The sequence below is a fragment of the Pedobacter sp. KLB.chiD genome (assembly GCF_047040275.1).
Lineage (GTDB): Bacteria > Bacteroidota > Bacteroidia > Sphingobacteriales > Sphingobacteriaceae > Pedobacter.
On the sequence record NZ_CP178207.1, the window covers coordinates 948,813 to 968,131 of the forward strand.

The 19,319-nt window shown below is 38.8% G+C and carries 16 protein-coding genes; 5 read left to right on the forward strand and 11 right to left on the reverse strand.

What is annotated here, in order from left to right; genetic code table 11:
* Together ACK1I8_RS04140 and ACK1I8_RS04145 are read left to right on the forward strand one after the other, a co-directional pair.
* A complete protein-coding gene (locus tag ACK1I8_RS04140; RefSeq protein ID WP_412468080.1) occupies positions 1–3,189 on the forward strand; it encodes a SusC/RagA family TonB-linked outer membrane protein in 3,189 nt (1,062 codons plus the stop codon).
* Between the two features lie 15 nt (positions 3,190–3,204).
* On the forward strand, positions 3,205–4,560 hold the full coding sequence (locus ACK1I8_RS04145) for a RagB/SusD family nutrient uptake outer membrane protein (protein ID WP_412468081.1): 1,356 nt from the start codon (positions 3,205–3,207) through the stop codon (positions 4,558–4,560).
* A gap of 37 nt (positions 4,561–4,597) precedes the next feature.
* On the opposite strand, the gene ACK1I8_RS04150 is transcribed toward ACK1I8_RS04145, so the two are convergent.
* From ACK1I8_RS04150 to ACK1I8_RS04160, 3 genes are all read right to left on the reverse strand, one after another.
* Positions 4,598–4,918, reverse strand: coding sequence for a hypothetical protein (locus ACK1I8_RS04150; protein ID WP_412468082.1), 321 nt, complete (start codon positions 4,916–4,918; stop codon positions 4,598–4,600).
* A gap of 130 nt (positions 4,919–5,048) precedes the next feature.
* Positions 5,049–5,474 carry a MauE/DoxX family redox-associated membrane protein gene (locus tag ACK1I8_RS04155; protein WP_412468083.1) on the reverse strand — a complete coding sequence of 142 codons (426 nt, stop codon included), beginning with the start codon at positions 5,472–5,474 and terminating at the stop codon, positions 5,049–5,051.
* A gap of 144 nt (positions 5,475–5,618) precedes the next feature.
* Positions 5,619–6,209, reverse strand: a complete 591-nt coding sequence (locus ACK1I8_RS04160) for a hypothetical protein (RefSeq protein ID WP_412468084.1) — start codon at positions 6,207–6,209, stop codon at positions 5,619–5,621.
* A gap of 320 nt (positions 6,210–6,529) precedes the next feature.
* Here ACK1I8_RS04160 and ACK1I8_RS04165 point away from each other — a divergent pair, with 320 nt between their 5' ends.
* Positions 6,530–6,760, forward strand: a complete 231-nt coding sequence (locus ACK1I8_RS04165; RefSeq protein WP_412468085.1) for a hypothetical protein — start codon at positions 6,530–6,532, stop codon at positions 6,758–6,760.
* Here the strand turns inward: ACK1I8_RS04165 and ACK1I8_RS04170 are convergent.
* From ACK1I8_RS04170 to ACK1I8_RS04185, 4 genes are all read right to left on the reverse strand, one after another.
* Complete coding sequence (locus ACK1I8_RS04170) at positions 6,757–7,923, reverse strand: hypothetical protein (RefSeq protein WP_412468086.1); 1,167 nt, start codon at positions 7,921–7,923, stop codon at positions 6,757–6,759. The genes ACK1I8_RS04165 and ACK1I8_RS04170 overlap by 4 nt on opposite strands.
* Before the next feature lie 207 nt (positions 7,924–8,130).
* A complete protein-coding gene (locus ACK1I8_RS04175; RefSeq protein WP_412468087.1) occupies positions 8,131–8,403 on the reverse strand; it encodes a hypothetical protein in 273 nt (90 codons plus the stop codon).
* Between the two features lie 150 nt (positions 8,404–8,553).
* Positions 8,554–9,753 (reverse strand): pyridoxal phosphate-dependent aminotransferase, encoded by a 1,200-nt coding sequence (locus tag ACK1I8_RS04180; protein ID WP_412468088.1) that lies wholly within the window; start codon positions 9,751–9,753, stop codon positions 8,554–8,556.
* A gap of 64 nt (positions 9,754–9,817) precedes the next feature.
* Positions 9,818–10,210, reverse strand: a complete 393-nt coding sequence (locus ACK1I8_RS04185; RefSeq protein WP_293788359.1) for a DUF1573 domain-containing protein — start codon at positions 10,208–10,210, stop codon at positions 9,818–9,820.
* Between the two features lie 171 nt (positions 10,211–10,381).
* Here ACK1I8_RS04185 and ACK1I8_RS04190 point away from each other — a divergent pair, with 171 nt between their 5' ends.
* The gene (locus ACK1I8_RS04190; protein WP_412468089.1) at positions 10,382–12,802 is read left to right on the forward strand and encodes a thiamine pyrophosphate-dependent enzyme; all 2,421 of its coding nucleotides are present in this window, start codon (positions 10,382–10,384) and stop codon (positions 12,800–12,802) included.
* Positions 12,803–13,104: 302 nt separating this feature from the next.
* Positions 13,105–15,360, forward strand: coding sequence for a tetratricopeptide repeat protein (locus tag ACK1I8_RS04195; RefSeq protein WP_412468090.1), 2,256 nt, complete (start codon positions 13,105–13,107; stop codon positions 15,358–15,360).
* A 1-nt stretch (position 15,361) separates the two neighbouring features.
* Here ACK1I8_RS04195 and ACK1I8_RS04200 read toward each other — a convergent pair whose 3' ends face one another.
* The 4 genes from ACK1I8_RS04200 to aroA all read right to left on the reverse strand — a co-directional run bounded on the left by ACK1I8_RS04200 (position 15,362) and on the right by aroA (position 19,304).
* Positions 15,362–16,117 (reverse strand): LytR/AlgR family response regulator transcription factor, encoded by a 756-nt coding sequence (locus ACK1I8_RS04200; protein ID WP_412468091.1) that lies wholly within the window; start codon positions 16,115–16,117, stop codon positions 15,362–15,364.
* A gap of 117 nt (positions 16,118–16,234) precedes the next feature.
* Entirely contained in the window at positions 16,235–16,840 is a 606-nt protein-coding gene (locus tag ACK1I8_RS04205) for a DUF1684 domain-containing protein (protein ID WP_412468092.1), read from the reverse strand.
* A 9-nt stretch (positions 16,841–16,849) separates the two neighbouring features.
* Positions 16,850–17,947, reverse strand: a complete 1,098-nt coding sequence (aroC, locus tag ACK1I8_RS04210; protein WP_412468093.1) for a chorismate synthase — start codon at positions 17,945–17,947, stop codon at positions 16,850–16,852.
* Positions 17,948–18,011: 64 nt separating this feature from the next.
* On the reverse strand, positions 18,012–19,304 hold the full coding sequence (aroA, locus tag ACK1I8_RS04215; RefSeq protein ID WP_412468094.1) for a 3-phosphoshikimate 1-carboxyvinyltransferase: 1,293 nt from the start codon (positions 19,302–19,304) through the stop codon (positions 18,012–18,014).
* Positions 19,305–19,319: the final 15 nt, after the last annotated feature.

The window sequence follows — 19,319 nt, forward strand, 5'->3', positions numbered from 1 at the left end:
ATGAGATACATCTTATTTTTAACTGCTTTCCTCATTGCATTAAACACAGTTGCCCAGGATAGGTTAGCTGAAGTACGGGTTTTTAATGCAGAAACAAAAACACCTTTGGAAGGAGTGATCTTAAAATTTACAACGATTAATAAAACTTTACTTAGTGATAGCACGGGTAAGGTTTCAATACCTAAATATACCGGAGAATATACGATTGAACTTGGCCATATGGGGTATGAAAAAACTCTGGTTAAGCTAAGCTTGCCCTTAAAAGCTGATCTTAACATTTACTTACAGCCTGCGGTAAGGCTTTTGGAAGATGTTGAGGTGCATACAGGTTACCAGACTTTGCCAAAAGAGCGCTCTACAGGCTCATTTACCACTTTAGATAATAAGCTATTGGCGCAACAGGTAGGACCTAACATTATCTCCAGACTGGAGGCAGTTTCATCTGGTTTGATTGTTGATCGGTCTACCAATAGTGGTGGAAGGTTGATGATCAGGGGATTAAGTTCGATACAGGGTCCCAAAGAACCACTGATTGTACTGGATAATTTCCCTTATGAGGGCGATATCAACAATATAAACCCTAACGATGTGGAAAGTATCACGATTTTGAAAGATGCTGCTGCTTCAAGTATATGGGGCGCACGTGCTGGAAACGGAGTGGTGGTTATCACATCAAAAAATGGGCGGTTTAATTCGAAAATAAAAATCGATGCAAACATCAATACCAGTTTTATTCAAAGTCCTGATCTTTCACGGTTAAAGCTGATCACCTCGGCTGATTACATAGATAACGAAATCTTTCTTTTTTCAAAAGGTTTTTATCAGTCTCAAGTCAACAATGCTCAACAGCCGGCCTTAAGCCCCATTGTAGAACTGTTGCTGAAAAAAGAGAAAGGAACGATATCGGGTGATGACGCGCAGGCAGAGATTGACCGGTTAAAATCGCTGGATGTAAGGGATCAGTATAAGCAGTATTTTTATTCAGCAGGATTAAATAATCAGGCTTCTGTTAATATTTCCGGTGGGCAGGAATTAGTTAAATGGTACTCTTCTGTTGCCGTTGATGACAACACATCAGTAACAGATGCCGTTTTTAGGAAGTTGAATTCAAAAATGAGCATGACTTACAAGCCCTATAAAAGCCTGGAGCTTAGCACCGGATTTTACTATACCAATAGTACTGCGCGCACAGGAAAGCCAGATTATGGCAGCATCAGTTCCATATCAGGCAATCTTTATCCTTATGCAGAATTTGCAGATGCCGGTGGCAATGCCCTTGCTATTCCAAAGGAAAGGCGTGCATCTTATCTGAGTGGGTTGGCGGGTGGCCTTTTGGGCGATTGGAAATATTATCCTTTAACGGATTACCAGCATGTTAACAACCAGACCAAGGTGGGAGACCTTCTTCTTGATGCCGCTTTAATACAAAAATTACCTTATGGATTTTCTGTGACGTTAAAATACCAATATGAAAATCAGGAACGGAAAAATACGGTGCTTAGCGATGAGCAAAGTTATTTTGCCCGTAACCTGGTTAATGATTTTGCTCAATATGCCAACAACATTTTAACCTATAGGATTCCGAAGGGAGGAATTCTGGATAATTCTTTCAATTCTTTACAGGTACATAATCTGCGGGGGCAGCTCAACTATGGCTTAAATACACCGGCCCATGTTTTAGCAGGATTTATTGGTGCAGAAACAAGGCAGGCATCTGCCAACGGACTGTCTTCCAGGTTATATGGTTTTAGGGATGATATCATTTCTGCCGGGGTGGTTGACTATACGACCGCATATCCTTCGCTAGTCACCGGAAATAATTCGTTTATACCAGATAGAAATGGGATAATAGCTACCAACACGAGATTCGTTTCCGTTTTTTCCAATTTATCTTATTCCTATAAATCCAGATATACCATTACGCTGAGCGGTAGAAGGGATGCCTCAAATCTTTTTGGGGTTAATACAAATGATAAATGGAACTTACTTTGGTCAGCAGGGCTATTATGGAACTTATCAAATGAGCATTTTTTTGATAAAGACCTGTTTAGTTCGCTAAAGATCAGGGCAACTTATGGGCTTACCGGTAATATTGATCCTAGTATGACGTCAGTTTCAACTATCGTTTATGTAGGAAATTCTACCAATACCGGACTGCCATATGCCAGATTCAATACCTATTCCAATCCTTCTTTAAAATGGGAAACATCCGCAATGACAAATCTGGGTGTAGATTTTTCGATGTGGAAAGACCGCTTGTCTGGTTCTCTGGAATATTTCCATAAAAAAGGAAAAGATTTGTTTGGTAGGGCAAGTTTAGATTATTCGGGTGGTGTAGGACAATTTATTGTTAAAAACGTGGCTGAAATGAGTGGTGATGGCTGGGAGATTCAGCTTAATTCCATCAATACGGAAGGTAGGTTAAGCTGGAAAAGTAGTTTTAACATAAGCGGTTATAGGGATAAGATCGATAAATATTTATTGTCAAATTACCAGGGAAGCAATTTTTTGGGCATTGCAGGGGGACCTTCAATTTCGGGCATCATTGGAAGTCCGGTTTACTCCATATACGGATACAGGTGGGGCGGCTTAGATCCTGCTAACGGCGATCCCATCGGATACCTCAATGGCAATGCCAGCAAAGATTATAACCTGATTACAGGACCGGGTACACAGCTTTCTGACCTGGTTTATTATGGTTCTGCTGTGCCGAGGGTATTTGGTGGCTTAGGCAACGGTTTTCACTATGGTAACCTCGAACTTAATGTTCAGTTTAGCTTTAAGCTTGATTATTTTTTTAGAAGAAATTCCATTCAGTATGCTAATCTGAATATTGCCGGACAAGGCCATGCTGATTATAGCCTGCGCTGGAAGCAGCCAGGCGATGAACTTAACACGGATATACCTTCGCAAATATACCCCGCGGTTAGTGCCAGGGATAATTTTTACCGGGGTTCTGAAGTGCTGGTCACAAAAGGCGATCATATCCGGCTGCAATATATCAATCTGGGTTATAGCCCAAAAATTCACTCGAAGGTATTTAGAAGTTTTACAGTTTATGCTACCATTTCGAATTTGGGCCTGATATGGGCGGCAAATAAACAGGGTTTAGATCCTGATTATGAAATCGGTTTAAATGGGCTAATTCCTCCAAAAACAGTTTCAGTTGGCTTAAGGACCAGCTTTTAATCTTAAATGAATTATATGAGAATATTATATCTAGTAGCTATTGTGCTGACCATGTCATTACTTGGCTGTAAAAAGTTTTTGGATGAAAAATCTGATATGAAGTTGGCCGTACCAGAACGGCTTGACGATTTGCAGGCACTGCTGAATAACGAAAATTTAAACAATGCGGTAGATCCGGGCGCCGCTGAAGTTAGTGCTGATGATTATTTTGTGACTGATGCAGACCTGAACAGTCTATCAAATGAGCAAAATAGAAGGCTATATACATGGGAAAAGGATAATTTATTTACCAGCGCAAACTTCCCCAATGACTGGGAGTACCTGTATACGTTAATCTATACCGCTAATACCATTTTAGAGAACCTGGAGAAAATCGAGCGGACTTCGTCAAACGCTGCCCAATATGATAATATAAAAGGGCAGGCATATTTTAATCGCGCACGTGCTTACTACAATGTGTTACAACTTTGGTCTGTGGGTTATAATAGCAGTACAGCAGCGACCGATTTAGGCCCGGTAATAAGAGAATCTACTGATTTTAACAAAACTTCGGTCAGATCATCGGTAGCCAAGGGCTACAACTATGTTCTTGCTGATCTGTTTGAAGCCAAACGCTTGCTGCCAAATGTATCGGTACACCCGCTTCGCCCTGGTAGGCAGGCATCTTTTGGCTTGCTTGCCCGTGTTTATTTGAGCATGAGGGATTATGGAAAAGCCGCGCTATACGCAGATTCATGCCTTAAAATTAAAGCTGTTTTATTGGATTATAATCAGATCAGCACTACACCAACATTTCCTTTTGCCAGGTTCAATGCTGAGGTTATTTATGAATCTGCTGCTTCTATCCCGCAGATTCTGAATAATTCAAGGGCAAAGATTGTTCCTGAACTGATTGCCCAATATACTGATAACGACCTGAGGAAAGTGCTTTATTTTAAAAATAACAATAACGGAACCTTTGGCTGGAGAGGAAGTTATAGGGCAGGGCAAGGTGTATTTCCGGGTATTACGGTTGATGAGCAATACCTCATCCGGGCGGAGTGTAGTGCCCGTTTAGGAAATTTCCAAGCTGCGGTAGATGATCTGAATGCGCTATTGATCAAACGTTATAAAAGTGGTACTTACATTCCTTATACGGTCAATTCGCCGGATATTTTAGGTTTGATTTTAAAAGAGCGGAGAAAGGAGTTGGTAATGAGAGGCTTGCGCTGGACTGATTTAAAGCGGTGTAATCTTGAGGGTGCGAACATTACGTTGAGAAGAACCGCCAATGGCATTAACTATGAACTTAAACCCAATGATAAGAGGTATGCCCTGGAAATTCCGCAAGATGTGATTGCAATAAGTGGTATTGAGCAAAATCCTAGATAAAAATTAGTGGGGAAGAATTTCCCCACTAATTTTATAATTATTGTTCTGGTGTACGTTGAGCCGATAAGGCAAGAATCTCACTGTCAGTTTTTCCCGCCAAAAAAGCTTGAAGATCTGATTGGGAGGTAACTGTTTCCGGAACTTCGATCACACATGGCAATGGCTCATTATCTTCAGTGCATTGTGCAGAAGGCTCCGAGGTGTGCATATACTTTGTATGGTCTCTCAAATTATTGTCTGGATTTGGCTGGTAAGCCCAGAAAGTAGTTGCTCTGGTGGTCGTAAAAGCACTTTGTGTTGCGATAAGGCCGAACCCCAATAAGAGGGCTGCAAAGCCTAAATTGATTTTTTTTAACATGTTTTTTTGAGTTTAATATCCTGCTTATCAGATAGAGCTTAAGCAGCTAGCCCGGCTGTTGATTTTTATTGGCCATCAATACAGCTTGTGGTTTCTTGTCTGTCGGTTTGGCCAGAACCATTGTAGAGTTTTAATCTTTGTCACGTACCTCCGGCTTTAGTGTAATAAATAGTGAGAGAATTGCAGCGCTAAGAAAAAAAATGTTGAAAATGAGGTGAGCTTTCCAGCCCATGGCTTTAATGAGGCCACCACAACTGCACGGTTTTTTGGGGAAATAACCAGAAATAATAAGGATAATATAACCCGTAAAAACCAGCATGAGTAAGAGTGATAAGACTAAGCCCAGCTTATTGGTTTTTTTAATTAATAGCAATGTTGCAGCAAGGATTTCTAATAATGGAATTGCATATAAAAGCACACCTGCCACACCTGGACTGAAAACTTGTAGACTCATTTCTTGTTTGTAAGACTGAAAGCTGGTCAATTTGCTTCCAGCTGTATATATCCAGAGCAAAATGAATGCTGCCGAAATAACCTGTACAATTGTTGTTTTCATATCCGATTTGCTATGTTATTTCGAAATTGAGGTATTGGCAGCTAAATCACCTCACATCTAGATGGGAAAAACCTGTATATTATAGCAAATCGGTAGCATCTGGATGGGTTATTAAGCTATTATTTTGTTGACAGGAGGCTTAAATTATAGTGTATGCTTTTTATTTGTGTTTCTCATAGCACTTAGCGTACTGCTATGGATACCCAGGTATGAAGCCACATCTTTGACTGCGGTTTGGCTAAAAACTGTCGGAAAATTTTCAAGTAGTTTATTCAGCCTGTAGTCGGCATTTCGGGTTTTCAATCCGATCATGATCATGATCATTTTTGCCAGTATTTCGGCATTTATTTCAGTACTTAAAATGGCTGTTTCCCGGAATATCTTGCTCAGGTTATCGCTGTGCTTTATGGGGATGCCTAAGACAGTTGTATTTTCTAAAAATTGTATAAAAAGCTGCCCTTGCATATACCTAAAGGTGGATTTAAAATCTGGCAACATATCCTGTGACTGGAAGAACAGGATGGTAATTTCCTGCTCATTCTCGGTGTCATAAGTATATAATCTTCCACTGCCTTTAGCCAGGTAACAAAAGTGACCGAGTTCTAAATTGTCGAGCGAAATTTTTTCCATTTTCCTGAAATCGGTTTGGTACGTCGAGTACCTGAGGTAGGCCCTGAAGCCAACCGTAATTTTATGGTAGGAGGATAATTTTGAGAGGTATTGCTTTTTTTCCATAACCTGTTTTGAGGGTAAAGAAAGGCATATTTTAAAGTTCGTCAAGTTGCTGTTCCAGCAACCGCCGGCAACCCCTTTATTTTTTTGTTTTAAGGAAAAAATGGCTCAGATCTGTTATATTTGAGCTATGAAATAAAAAAAGTAATTTACATATTGATATTGTAGCAATAGCTATTTTACTGTTTTAGAAAACCGCAAAACTTCAAAAAGACACAGGAAAAATAGATGGTTGCCTACGCTATGCGTGGGTGCCTGTTTATCTTGTGTCTGGGCATTTTGCGGTGCCTCTAAAGCGGATATCAGGTTAACCCACGCTTTTTATGGACAGTTCCTCACAGTCAAATTATTTTCTCCTCAACCTGCCAATTGCAGAACTTCCACTATCCGAGAATTTTAAGCTTAGAAGTAAATTAATGGGTTTTTTTACGCTTCAGGATATCATTGGAGTAAAACAGAAAGAGCTATCTGCGCTGGAGGATTATTCAGAGCACTGGTATTTTGAATTTGTAAATTTCTTACATAAAAAAGAATTATTAAATCTTCTCGGTTAGTGTTTGTTCTGGGCAATGCTTAACATGGCAACGATTTTTTCGATCACCTTCTCAATATCTTTATCCAAATTTCCATAGTATGCGTTTTTGAAGCTTTTTTCCGATATCACTTCTTTTTCTGCAGTACTATAATGTTTCGTTATGTATTGATGCAGCAGTTTCGGGCTCTGTGTTGTAATAATGCCTGCCTCAACCTGTAGATTGATAAAGAGCGCAAGCTGCCTAACGGTAAAGGTTACTTTAAAATGGCGCTCCAAAATACCTCCGCTACTCAGGTCTTCGGCTATGGTATCTATTGATCGAAGATAGCTGATTTCGCCTTCAATATACCTCAACAAAGCTTCATCAATATCGGGCAAATTTCTATTGTATGGTGTGCTGATGGTTTTAAAGACCTGCCCAATCAGTTTTTTAAAAAAATGGGTTAATCTATATTGCTCGCTAATATTTTCACAGTTCTGAAGCTCATGATTAAGATGGCTGCAGCAGGAATGATAAAAAGAGGGATGATTAAAATTTAACGACACGAGTAGGGAAATCATATCGGAAAAATCTAAAGGCGGCACAAATGTATTTAATGCCGTCTTTAGTGAATCAAAAAAGTCGTACAAATACTTGGCCTGTTCAAAAGTGAAACGCCCTTGATAGTCATTCAGGTTTTTGAAGATTTGTTTAAATAAGCTTATGGTTTCATGGTCGGCATGCAGTTCTTCAACTTTTTTTAGAATCTTGCCGGAATTTCCTGAAATAGTTAACAAGAGTTGTTGCTGGCTAAATACTGAGATGGGACAATCAAAGTCAAAATAATAGGGGAAATGTTGCTGTAGATCAATAATCATCTGATTGAGCAGGGTGACTATGTTACTGATCGTGTCGTTTCTGTTTTGTTGATCAGCGTTATGTACATTCTCCTTAATCAAAGTTGCTAACTCCTCTATTAATTGCATTAACCCTCTTTGGTGTTGTCTCACGTAAGACTTTGATCTATCAGGATCTACCTGTATAACATGATGCAGAATGGAGCTGAATATCCGTTTGCTTTCCTCTACAATTTTATCTTGAAATTCTTTATCCGCGCATTTACAAACCGCTTTGATTTTAGTAGCATCCAAAATCAACTCCCTGAAGCTTATAAGTTCATACATCATTTGCTCGATAGCCAATTGCTTAATTCTAGCTTTTTTATTTTCAACTTTCGAATTAACGTGGTAAAAAGCAGCGTTAGCGTGGTGAAACTAAAAGTTAACGATTTTTGACTGGTGTGAGCAGGATATTTGATGCTAAAAAGCGGAACAGGTATTAAATGAGGATGGAAAAGGACATGGAGTGGCACCTAAATTTTATTCAGGCCATTTACATCTGGAATGCCATTACTTTAAATGGTTTTCGATTGCACCAGAAATCTGATTGATTTCGGCCACGCCAAGGGTAGGATGATGATTGTTTTCAGCCAATTTATAATCAGCCGCTAGTATCTCAGGATCGATCTCTTCTGCTTTAAGCAAAATCCAGTCAGATTCCTGTTTTTTTAAAATGCCTAAAATCTCCCCTGAATAAACGATTTTAAAATAATCGTCTTTTGGAATAACGGTCAGCGTTATCGCCAGATCGCTGTGATTAATTTCAATGTTAAATGCAGTCATGATCTCAAAACCTTTGCATGCCGCTTATTGTTTCGGTAAAATGTGATAGCTTACCAGATTAATCAATAACCAGGTATGAGTATTGACTGTTTAAACCGATTAATTGTTTGAACTGCTGCTCAACAATTAACCGGCTTAAACAATAATGTTTTAATCTACTCTTCCCGGATATTGCTTTAATGCTATTTCCAGACAGTCCATAGCTGTATTTAAATCGTCGGTATTTAATACATAGGCCATACGGACCTCATTTTTACCAGAACCAGTAGTGGAGTAAAAGCCGGTAGCTGGTGCCATCATTACCGTTTGGTTGTTATGGTTAAAATCTTCTAGAATCCACTGACAGAATTTATCGGCATCATCAATTGGGAATTTGGCCACTACATAAAATGCACCCCCCGGATTTGGACAGAAAACACCTTCAATATTATTTAAACGATTAACCAAAGTATCTCTGCGTAAAGTATATTCGGTATTTACTTTTTCGAAATAACTGTCTGGTGTATCTACAGCCGCTGCACCAGCAATCTGTTCAACCATGCCCGGACTTAATCTTGCCTGTGCAAATTTTAATCCTGAAGCGATAACATCTTTATTTTTGGTAATTAAACAGCCTAGCCGTGCACCACAGGCGCTATAACGTTTAGAAACAGTATCCATAACCACCACGTTTTCATCTAAACCATCTAAATGCATCGGCGAGATAAATTCTCTTCCATCGTAACAGAATTCGCGATAGGCTTCATCAGAAAATAAAAACAGATCGTATTTAACACAAAGTGTTTTTAAAGCCTCTAATTCTGCTTTCGAATACAAATAACCGGTAGGGTTATTGGGATTGCAGATAATAATCGCTTTGGTTTTTTCGGTAATCAATTTCTCGAATTCGGCAATCGGTGGTAACGCAAAACCATTTTCAATGTACGAAAGGATCGGTTTCACCACCACATTGCTCATACAGGCAAAACCATTGTAATTGGCATAAAAAGGCTCTGGAATGATAATTTCATCTCCTTCGTTTACGCAGGTTTGCATAGCAATGGTGATGGCCTCAGAACCACCAACGGTTACCAGAATATTTTCTGGTGTAATATTGTAGCCCAGTTTATTATAATATTCGGTAAGTTTTAAACGATAGGCAAGCGTACCTTCTGACGGGGTGTAGGCCCAAACATTAAAATCAATGTTTTTGATGGCGTTTAACATTCCTTCAGGTGTTTCGATATCTGGTTGACCGATATTTAAATGGAAAACTTTTTTACCATCTTTTTTAGCTTGATCTGCAAATGGAGTTAGCTTTCTGATTGGTGATGCAGGCATCTGCACACCTTTTTGTGAAATTTTTGGCATGGCACAAAAATAAAAAAGTCCGGATGAAAATCCGGACTTTTTAAATATTATCGTTTAAAAAAAATTATTTTGAAGATGCGGCAACTGTTTCGCCTTTAATGTAAAGCACTTTAATTGGTGTTTTAGCATTTGAAGTAATGGTTACAGCTTTAGAAAAAGTTGATGGACCAGCAGCAGCATTAAAAGTTACCGAAATTACACCTGTCTCACCTTTTTTGATTGGTGTAGAAGTATATTTAGGTACGGTACAGCCACAGCTTGCTTCAGCTTTGGTGATGATTAACGGTGCCTCGCCAATATTGGTATATTTGAAATCGTATGTTACTGGTTTGTTTAAAACAATTTTACCAAAATCATGCGTTTCTGATTCAAATTTAAACTCTGCAGGCTTGGTTTGTGCATTCACTGCAAGCCCAAAACCTAAAACAAAAGCGAATAATACTAAGATCTTTTTCATGTTATGCGGTTGTAATTTATTTTTTAAAATTCTAAAACAAATTTAATGTTTTCCTGATAAAACAAAAACTATTCCAACTATATTTTGCAAATCCATATATAATTTTACAATAGAGGATAAAGGCAAGCTTTTAATTTTGCCTATATTTGCCGCAACCAATCTTTGATTACTATGCCGAATGAAAAATTGATGACCAAAACTATTGATGCTTCCGAACTTAGTTTTAACGAATTTAAATCAATCGTTATAAACGACTATAGAATTGCCTTCGAAAGTAGGCAGGCCAGTATTTTAGGCCGTCGGGAAGTATTAACAGGGAAGGCTAAATTTGGTATTTTCGGCGATGGTAAAGAGGTTCCGCAACTGGCGATGGCGAAAGCATTTAAAAATGGCGATTGGCGCTCGGGTTATTACCGCGATCAAACTTTTGCCTTTGCAACAGGGATTTCTACCATTAAAGAATTTTTTGCACAGCTCTATGCCAATCCAACCGATGGAGCCGATCCATTTTCGGGCGGAAGACAGATGAACTGTCATTTTGCAACAAAATCTGTTAACGAAGATGGCAGTTGGAACGATTTAACACAAATTAAGAACTGCTCATCTGATATTTCGCCAACGGGTGGCCAGATGGCCCGGTTGGTCGGTTTAGCTTATGCTTCTAAATTATTCAGGCAAAATAAAGAACTGGATTATCTAAAACATTTTTCTGTAAACGGAAATGAAGTGGCCTTTGGTACCATTGGTAATGCATCAACTTCGGAAGGGGTATTTTTCGAAGCCATTAATGCTGCTGGTGTTTTACAGATACCAATGGCCATTTCTATCTGGGATGATGACTATGGTATTTCAGTTCCGGCAAAATATCAAACGACTAAAGAAGATATTTCCGAAGTTTTGAAAGGTTTCCAACGTAATGCTGATCAACCAGGATATGAAATTTATAAAGTAAAAGGCTGGGATTATCCGGCTTTATGTGAGGTATATGAAAAGGCAATACAGGTTTGCAGAGACGAACATGTACCCGTTTTAATTCATGTTACCGAGCTTACCCAACCTCAGGGACACTCTACCTCCGGTTCGCACGAAAGGTATAAATCAAAAGACCGTTTATCCTGGGAAACTGAATATGATTGTATTCAGAAAATGCGTACCTGGATGCTCGAATCGGCGCTGGCAACCGAAGAGGAAATTACAACACTCGAAAAAAACGCAAAGGTTTTTGTACGCAACGCACAAAAAGAAGCCTGGAATGAATTTCTGGATAGCATTAAACCAGAGCAAAAACAAGTGGTTGATTTAGTTAGAGCCATAGCTAAACATCAATCCGAACTGGCAAAAATTGCAGCAAATTTAGCTTCAATTGCCGATGCACAACGCAGGGAAGTATTTGCTGCTGCACGAAAAGCCATACGCTTATCAGCTGGTTTGAACAGTCCTGAACGTGATGAGCTATTAGCGTGGTATAAACAACAGGATCATTTAAATTATGACCGTTACAATTCCAAGTTGCATACCAACGGTAAAGAAAGTCCGGATACGATTGCATTGGTTGAAGCCATATATGATGAACAACCAAAAATGGTTGACGGTAGGGAAGTACTCAATGCCTGCTTTAATGAAAACTTTGCACGCGATCCACGTTTAGTTGCTTTTGGAGAAGATTTAGGGAACATTGGAGACGTAAACCAGGGATTTGCAGGGTTGCAGGCCAAATATGGGGAATTAAGGATTACCGATACCGGAATTAGGGAAATGACTATTATGGGACAAGGTATCGGTCTGGCAATGAGGGGGTTAAAGCCTATTGCCGAAATACAATACCTGGATTATTTAATTTTTGCACTAAATGTACTGAGCGACGATCTGGCATCGCTTTCTTATCGTACCAAAGGAATTCAAAAAGCACCGGTTATAGTACGTACCCGTGGCCATCGTCTGGAAGGAATCTGGCATTCTGGTTCGCCAATCAGTATGATTTTAAGTACTTTAAGGGGAATGCATGTATGTGTGCCAAGAAATATGACGCAGGCTGCCGGTATGTATAATACTCTTTTTAGGGCTGATGAACCAGCAATTGTAATCGAATGTTTAAATGGTTACAGACTTAAAGAAAAACTACCAAGTAATGCTGGAGAATTTACCGTACCATTGGGCAGAGCAGAGGTGTTGGAAGAAGGAACCGATGTTACGGTTATTTCATATGGTTCCTGCTTAAGAATAGTACAGGAGGCGGCAGAAGAGCTGAGCTTATTAGGTATCTCTGTCGAGATTATAGATCCTCAAACGCTTTTACCGTTTGATACCACGCAGGTTTGTGTAAAGTCGCTTGCCAAAACCAGTAAATTACTGGTCGTAGATGAGGATGTTCCCGGAGGGGCTTCAGCTTATATCCTGCAACAGGTGCTTGAAGAACAAAAAGGCTATTTCTACTTAGATGGTCAGCCAAAAACATTATCGGCTAAAGCACATCGTCCGCCATTTGGGTCAGACGGTGATTATTTCAGCAAGCCATCTGTAGATGATGTTATCGAAGCCGTTTATCAAATGATGCATGAAGCAAATCCCAATAAGTACCCCTCACTATTTTAACTAAGGGTCTAGTACAGATAATTTTAACGTTTTACAGCCAAATTTCTTGTTTATGTTACAAATGATTGTAATTTTGAAGTAATGGTAAAAAAATTGTGACTCGTCCGCCTTTTTTACCTTTATAAGCCAAATTTACTTTTGTAATTTTCAGAATGTCTTATCTCATCCCGGATATAAACGCTGTAATTTCAAGATTTTTAATGAATTTTTCAGATCAGATAATTAATTAGTTCGATCTGAAAATGAGGTCCTGTCTTGGAAATATCCAGTTAGTAAATAAAGTATGTTTTCTAAAAAAAGGCATGCTGTTTCTTTTTTTTTCATTCCTATGTACGGTAGGCTTCAGCCAGATCGCTGCACCACAGAAAAAACTGGATAGTCTGTTGGTTTTAAATCAAAAGAATTCGAAATCAGACTCTACTAAAATTAAAATATTGACGGAGGTTTACCGCCAATACATGAGGATGAAAGAGGTAGAAAAGGCGGAGGAATATGTGGATAAAACCATTAAGCTTGCTCATGAGAAGAATCTGAAAAAATTTTCTGCAATGGCTTATTACCGTAGAGGTTTAATGTACCACGGGAGGTCTGAATACCAAAAAGCAGAAGAAAACTATCAAAAGGCAGTTGCTGAATTTGCTTCGGTGGGAAATTTGGATATGGTAGCTGGTACTTACCTTAACCTGGGAGCCTTGTATAGCAGTATTCCTGATTATGTTAAATCATTGGATGTAAACCAGAAAGCTATTGCTATTTACGAAAAAATGGGCAATGAAGTTGATCTGGCAAGTTGTTATACCAATGTTTCAACTATTTATCAGCGTCTGGGCAATCAAAGTCAGGCCCTGGTTTACATGAACAGGGCCTTAAAAATATTTATTAAAGATGGCGAAAATACAAGAGGGGCAGCAGTTGTTTATGGGTTGATCGGAAACAATTATTTCGAGGCTTCAGATCGTGAATTAATGGAGATGAATGTAATGCCCAGCCAAAAGGTAAAACTGGCATTAACCTATTATAACAAATCGTTAAAGGTATCAGAGGCTATTGGAGATTTAGGTATAATCGCTACGGTTAAAAGAGAATTGGCTGATTTGTATACTTCAATAGGACAAAAGGATATAGCATTAAAATCATATCAAAAATCTGTTGAGCTGAATAAATCGGAAGAAGATAAAGAGGCCTATGCTGCAAGTTTATATGCTCTAGGTAACTTTTACCAAAATGAAAATGATTTTGAAAATGCAATTAACCTGCTCAATAATAGTCTAAAAATTGCAGAAGAAAATAGACTGCTTGAAATTGAAAAACAATCTACCTTAGGTTTGAGTGTGGTATATGAAAAATTAAAAGATTACAACAAATCTTTAGCATACTATAGGCGATATATTGCGGTTAGAGATAAAATTTTTGATCAGGAAAAGGAAAAGGAAATTACCAGAAGGCAAATGCAGCTTGATTTTGGCATTAAGGAGCGTGATTATTTATTAAAACAAAAACTTACCGAAGGCGAGTTAAAGAGGCAGCAGCAGGAACTTGAACTGAAGAGGCAACAATTGATCTTGATTGATAAAGAAAAAGCATTGGATCTGTTGACTTTTCAAAAAGCAAAAGCTGATCTTGATATTCAGCGCCTGGCTCAGGAGAGTAAATTTGCTAAAGCTAAATTCGAGGCCCAGCTAGCCAGCGGCATAAAGGATAGGCAGATTAGTAAGCAGGTACAGCAGATTAAATTTGATAGTCGTGTGAAATTATTCCTCACCATAGCCACTACGCTGATTCTGATTATTGCCATGGTGATCTTTTACAATCAGCGAAAAACAAAGCGCTTGAATATCATTATCAATAAACAAAAACGGGAATTGGAGCAGCTAAGTAAGGTTAAAGACCGTATTTTTAGCGTGGTGAGTCACGATATGCGTACCCCCGTAAACTCTTTAATCTCCTTTATGCAATTGCTTGAGGACGGTAATATTGAACAGGAGAAGTTGAAACGGTATGCGGTTTCACTAAGAAATAACCTTACGTACACTTCCACAATGATGGAAAACCTCCTGAATTGGGCAGCCAGCCAGATGCAGGGGTTTAATCCATATTTAGAACCGTTGGATATTTACGAACTGATTGATGAAGTTATTCTTTCTTTGCAACATCATGCCCATGAAAAAAGTCTGACTATTCAAAATTTGGTGCCAACCCAGGCATTTTGCAGGGCAGATTCGAATATGTTCATACTTGTTATAAGAAATATCGTCAGCAATGCCATTAAATTTACTCCGGATGGTGGCACCATTACCATCAGTATGCTTACAACTGAAAGTACGCTTGAGATTAAAATTTCTGATACAGGCATCGGTTTAACATCCGCACAGATCGGACATTTTAATCAGACAGGTTATTCTGGCGTGGTGGTGAGTACTTTGGGTACCAATAAAGAAAAAGGTACAGGCTTAGGTTTATTACTCTCCAGAACCTTTATAAGCCTGATGAATGGTAAAATTAGCGCAGGTACCAACCCTGGGGGAGGAAGTTATTTTAAAATAACGTTGAACAAATAATTTATTTTAAAAATCTCGACAAAATTTTCTTGTCGATTGATTTTTCCAGCAGTTCTTGCCTGTTAGCAGCGCTTATGGGAACCAAAAAGTTATGTTCTAGATGAATCTCATGATTAGTTAAGGTTACAATATGGTTTACATTAATAATGTACTGCTTATGTACCCTGGAGAAAATTTTCGAAGGCAATTGTTTTTCTAAATTTTTTAGGCTTACTAAAATAATATGTTTATTGTTACGGGTAAACAGTTTTGAAAAATCACCCATACTTTCTATGTAAATCACATCATTATATTTCAGCTTCGTTATGCCTTTAGTTTCCCTGAAAAAGAAATAATCCTCATCTGTTTTATCGTCAGTGTTTAAGTTCTCTTCAGGTAGTTTATCTACCTGTTTCCTTAACTCAATATACTCGATCGCTTTATTGGTTGCTTTTAATATCCGTTCGAAAGTTGCGGGCTTAACAATAAAATCCAATGCATCCAGGTTAAAACTTTCTGCAGCGTACTCGCTAAACGAGGTGATGAAGATAAATAGCGGTTGTTTTTTTAAGCTCTTTAATAAATCCATACCAGAAAGTTCTGGCATATCGATATCAGAAAAAACGATATCTGCTGAAGTGGTTGATAAAATTTGCGAAGCTTCTATACCATTGGTGCAAACAGCAATAATATCTAATGATGGGATTTTTTTAAGATGCATTTCTATGGCATCCCTTTCAATTTCATTATCATCAACAATTAAACAGCTGTATTTCATTTCGATATCAGGATGTAATTAATTTAGAAAACTGTTCTTATTTTAAAGAATGTAATTTACATTAAAATGTCAATTATTATGCATTTATCATATCGTTTATTAATAAAGTCAAATTTATTACTGGTGTTTCTTTTTACCGGTGTATAATTTCTCTCCAGCTTTTACGGCCAATGATAAATCATTTTCTGCCGGTGGCACAGGACAGCGATATCCGTCACTATACGCACAGTAAGGATTATATGCTTTATTAAAATCGATTTCGATATGATTATCTGCAATTTCTTTTGCATTCAGATCAATGTACCTGCCACCACCATAAGTTTCTTTATTGTTGGTTTCATCTGTGAAAGGCAAAAAGAGGTGATCTTTATACAATGGATTGCTTGATAAAGAAACACTTTTATACAAAGTCATTTGGACTTTTTTGTTATGGATAACGAAGTTTACATGTGCATATTTATAATAATCACTGCTGGAGCCATTAAAAGCAGGCATTTTGAAAACTTTTTCGTTCTTTAGCAATTCTACGACGGCTAAAATTTTATATGTACTATCCGCGTCGTAAAAGTGCAGGTTTTGCAAGTCACTTTTTTTAAGTGGCGATCGCTCGTCCTTTATGAAATCCTCTTTATAAGCCTCACGATGTTTTGCAATCTGTTCAGCATAACTTTGAGCATAGCTATTCATGCTGATCAGGAGCAGGAAAAAGGTAATGATTCTCATTGACGGAAATTAAATAATACTGGCTTTGTTTCTTAAAAACTGATCGGCTAAAACCAGTGCGGCCATGGCTTCAACAATCACTACTGCTCTCGGTACTACACAAGGGTCGTGCCTGCCTTTGCCTTTAATCTCCGAAGCTTCACCTGCGGCATTTATGGTTTGTTGGTTATGCATGATGGTTGCAACAGGCTTAAATGCCACTTTGAACGTAATATCCATTCCATTAGAAATGCCCCCTAAAATGCCCCCTGCATAATTGGTAGTGGTTTTAAATACTTTCGAATCTGCAGCTTTTGGTTGGGGAATATCGTTATGCTCAGATCCCCGTAATTCGCTTCCGGCAAAACCGGAGCCATATTCGAAACCATGAACAGCATTAATACTAAGCATGGCTTTACCTAAATCAGCATGTAATTTATCAAAAACAGGTTCGCCTAAACCTGCCGGGCAACCTTTTATTACGCAACTTATTTTCCCCCCAACGGTGTCGCCATCTTTTCTAACTGAATCTATAAATTCAATCATTTCGTGTGCAGTTGCAGGATCGGCGCAGCGCACAATATTTTCTTCTCTGATTTGCAATAGGGCAGATAGGTCATTGCTTTCCAGATTCGGTGCTTCAATTGTGCCTACTGAAGTTACATGGGCGAAAATCTCGATCCCCTGTTGCTTTAGAAACAGCTTTGCAATTGCTCCTGCTGCTACGCGGGCAGCGGTTTCGCGGGCAGAAGAACGGCCGCCGCCACGGTGATCGCGGATCCCATATTTAGCATCGTAAACATAATCGGCATGGCTCGGACGGTAAACATCAACATTATGTCCATAATCTTTTGATCGCTGATCCTCATTCGGGATTAAAAGTGCAATTGGTGTACCGGTACTTTTTCCTTCAAATACACCCGATAGGATCTGAACCGAATCACTTTCTTTCCTTTGAGTGGTAATTTTAGACTGTCCAGGTTTACGTTTATCCAGTTCCGACTGGATAAAATCCATGTCAATATCCAGTTGTGCCGGACAGCCATCGATAATTACACCAATAGCCACACCATGGGATTCACCAAATGTTGTGATGCGAAAAAGTTGTCCGAATGAGTTACCTGCCATATTTTAATAAGTGAATGATTGATTTTTGAATGATAGAATGGTGTTAAATTCCCAATCTTGCTACTTAATTCTTGATACTAATATTAAATCCCGCTTTTTTCAGATCTTCCCAGTAGTAGGGATATGATTTTTCTACCACCTGCATGTCTTCAATTTCAACTTCTTTGATCAGCAATGCAAGGGGTGCAAAAGCCATGGCCATGCGATGGTCCTCATAGGTTGCAATGGTAATCTGATCTGGAAAGTGAAGATTATCGGTATTTAGCGTATATACCAGGTTACTTTCCGTCAATGTAACGCCGATTTTAGCTAATTCGTTCTGAAGGGCTGCAATACGGTCTGTTTCTTTAATTTTTAATGTCTCCAGGCCTGTAAAAGACATGTTTTTACCTAAAGCTGCGGCAATAACGATAATCGTTTGTGCTAAATCCGGGCAGGTTTTTAGGTTTAAAACTTCTTTTGTATCTAAAGAAAGGCCCAGGTTGCTAATGGCAATTCCATTATCAGTTTTGCTGGTCGCAATGCCAAAAATCTTCATGATATTTTTGATCTGGCTATCACCCTGTAAACTTTTCGCTTTTAAGGCTGGCAAAGTAATTTCTGCTTCATCAGCTAAGGCGGCAATACTATACCAATATGATGCAGCACTCCAATCGGGTTCTACAATCAGCGTGCCTGGTTTAAACGCCTGTGGTTTAATGGAAATGGAATTCCCATTCCAGCTGTGTTCGATACCAACTTCCGCAAGCATATCCAAAGTCATATCTACATAGGGTTTAGAGGTAAGCTCACCTTCAATTTCTAAAGTCAGGCCCTGAGGCAGGATAGGTGCAATCATCAGCAAGGCCGAGATATACTGACTGCTGATATCACCCTTAATTTTCACCTGGTTTGTCTTTTGATCCAGTGGACCGTTGATATTCAGCGGTGGAAAACCTTCGGCCTCCGCATAAGAAATATCAGCACCAATAGTTTTTAAGGCTTCTGCCAAAATACCGATAGGGCGTTGTTTCATGCGCTCGGTACCGGTAAGTAGGAAATTGCCATTTTTAGCTGAAAGATATGCAGACAAGAAACGCATAGCAGTTCCTGCAGGACCAACGTCTACCAGTTCGGAGTTCGCAGTTTTCAGTTTGGAGTCTCCTCGCAACTCACTGCCCTCAACTCCCAACTTGTTTAGGATACCATTTAAGGTTACCGTATCGGCAGCGTTGGAAAGATTTTCTACTTTAACCAGTTTTTTACTTAAAGCGCTAATGATCAAAGCCCTGTTGCATTCGCTTTTTGAGCCCGTTAATTGGATTTCCGCATTAATATTCTTGGTTCCTTTAAAAGAAACTAAGGCATTTTTAGACATTTTTATTCTATTTTA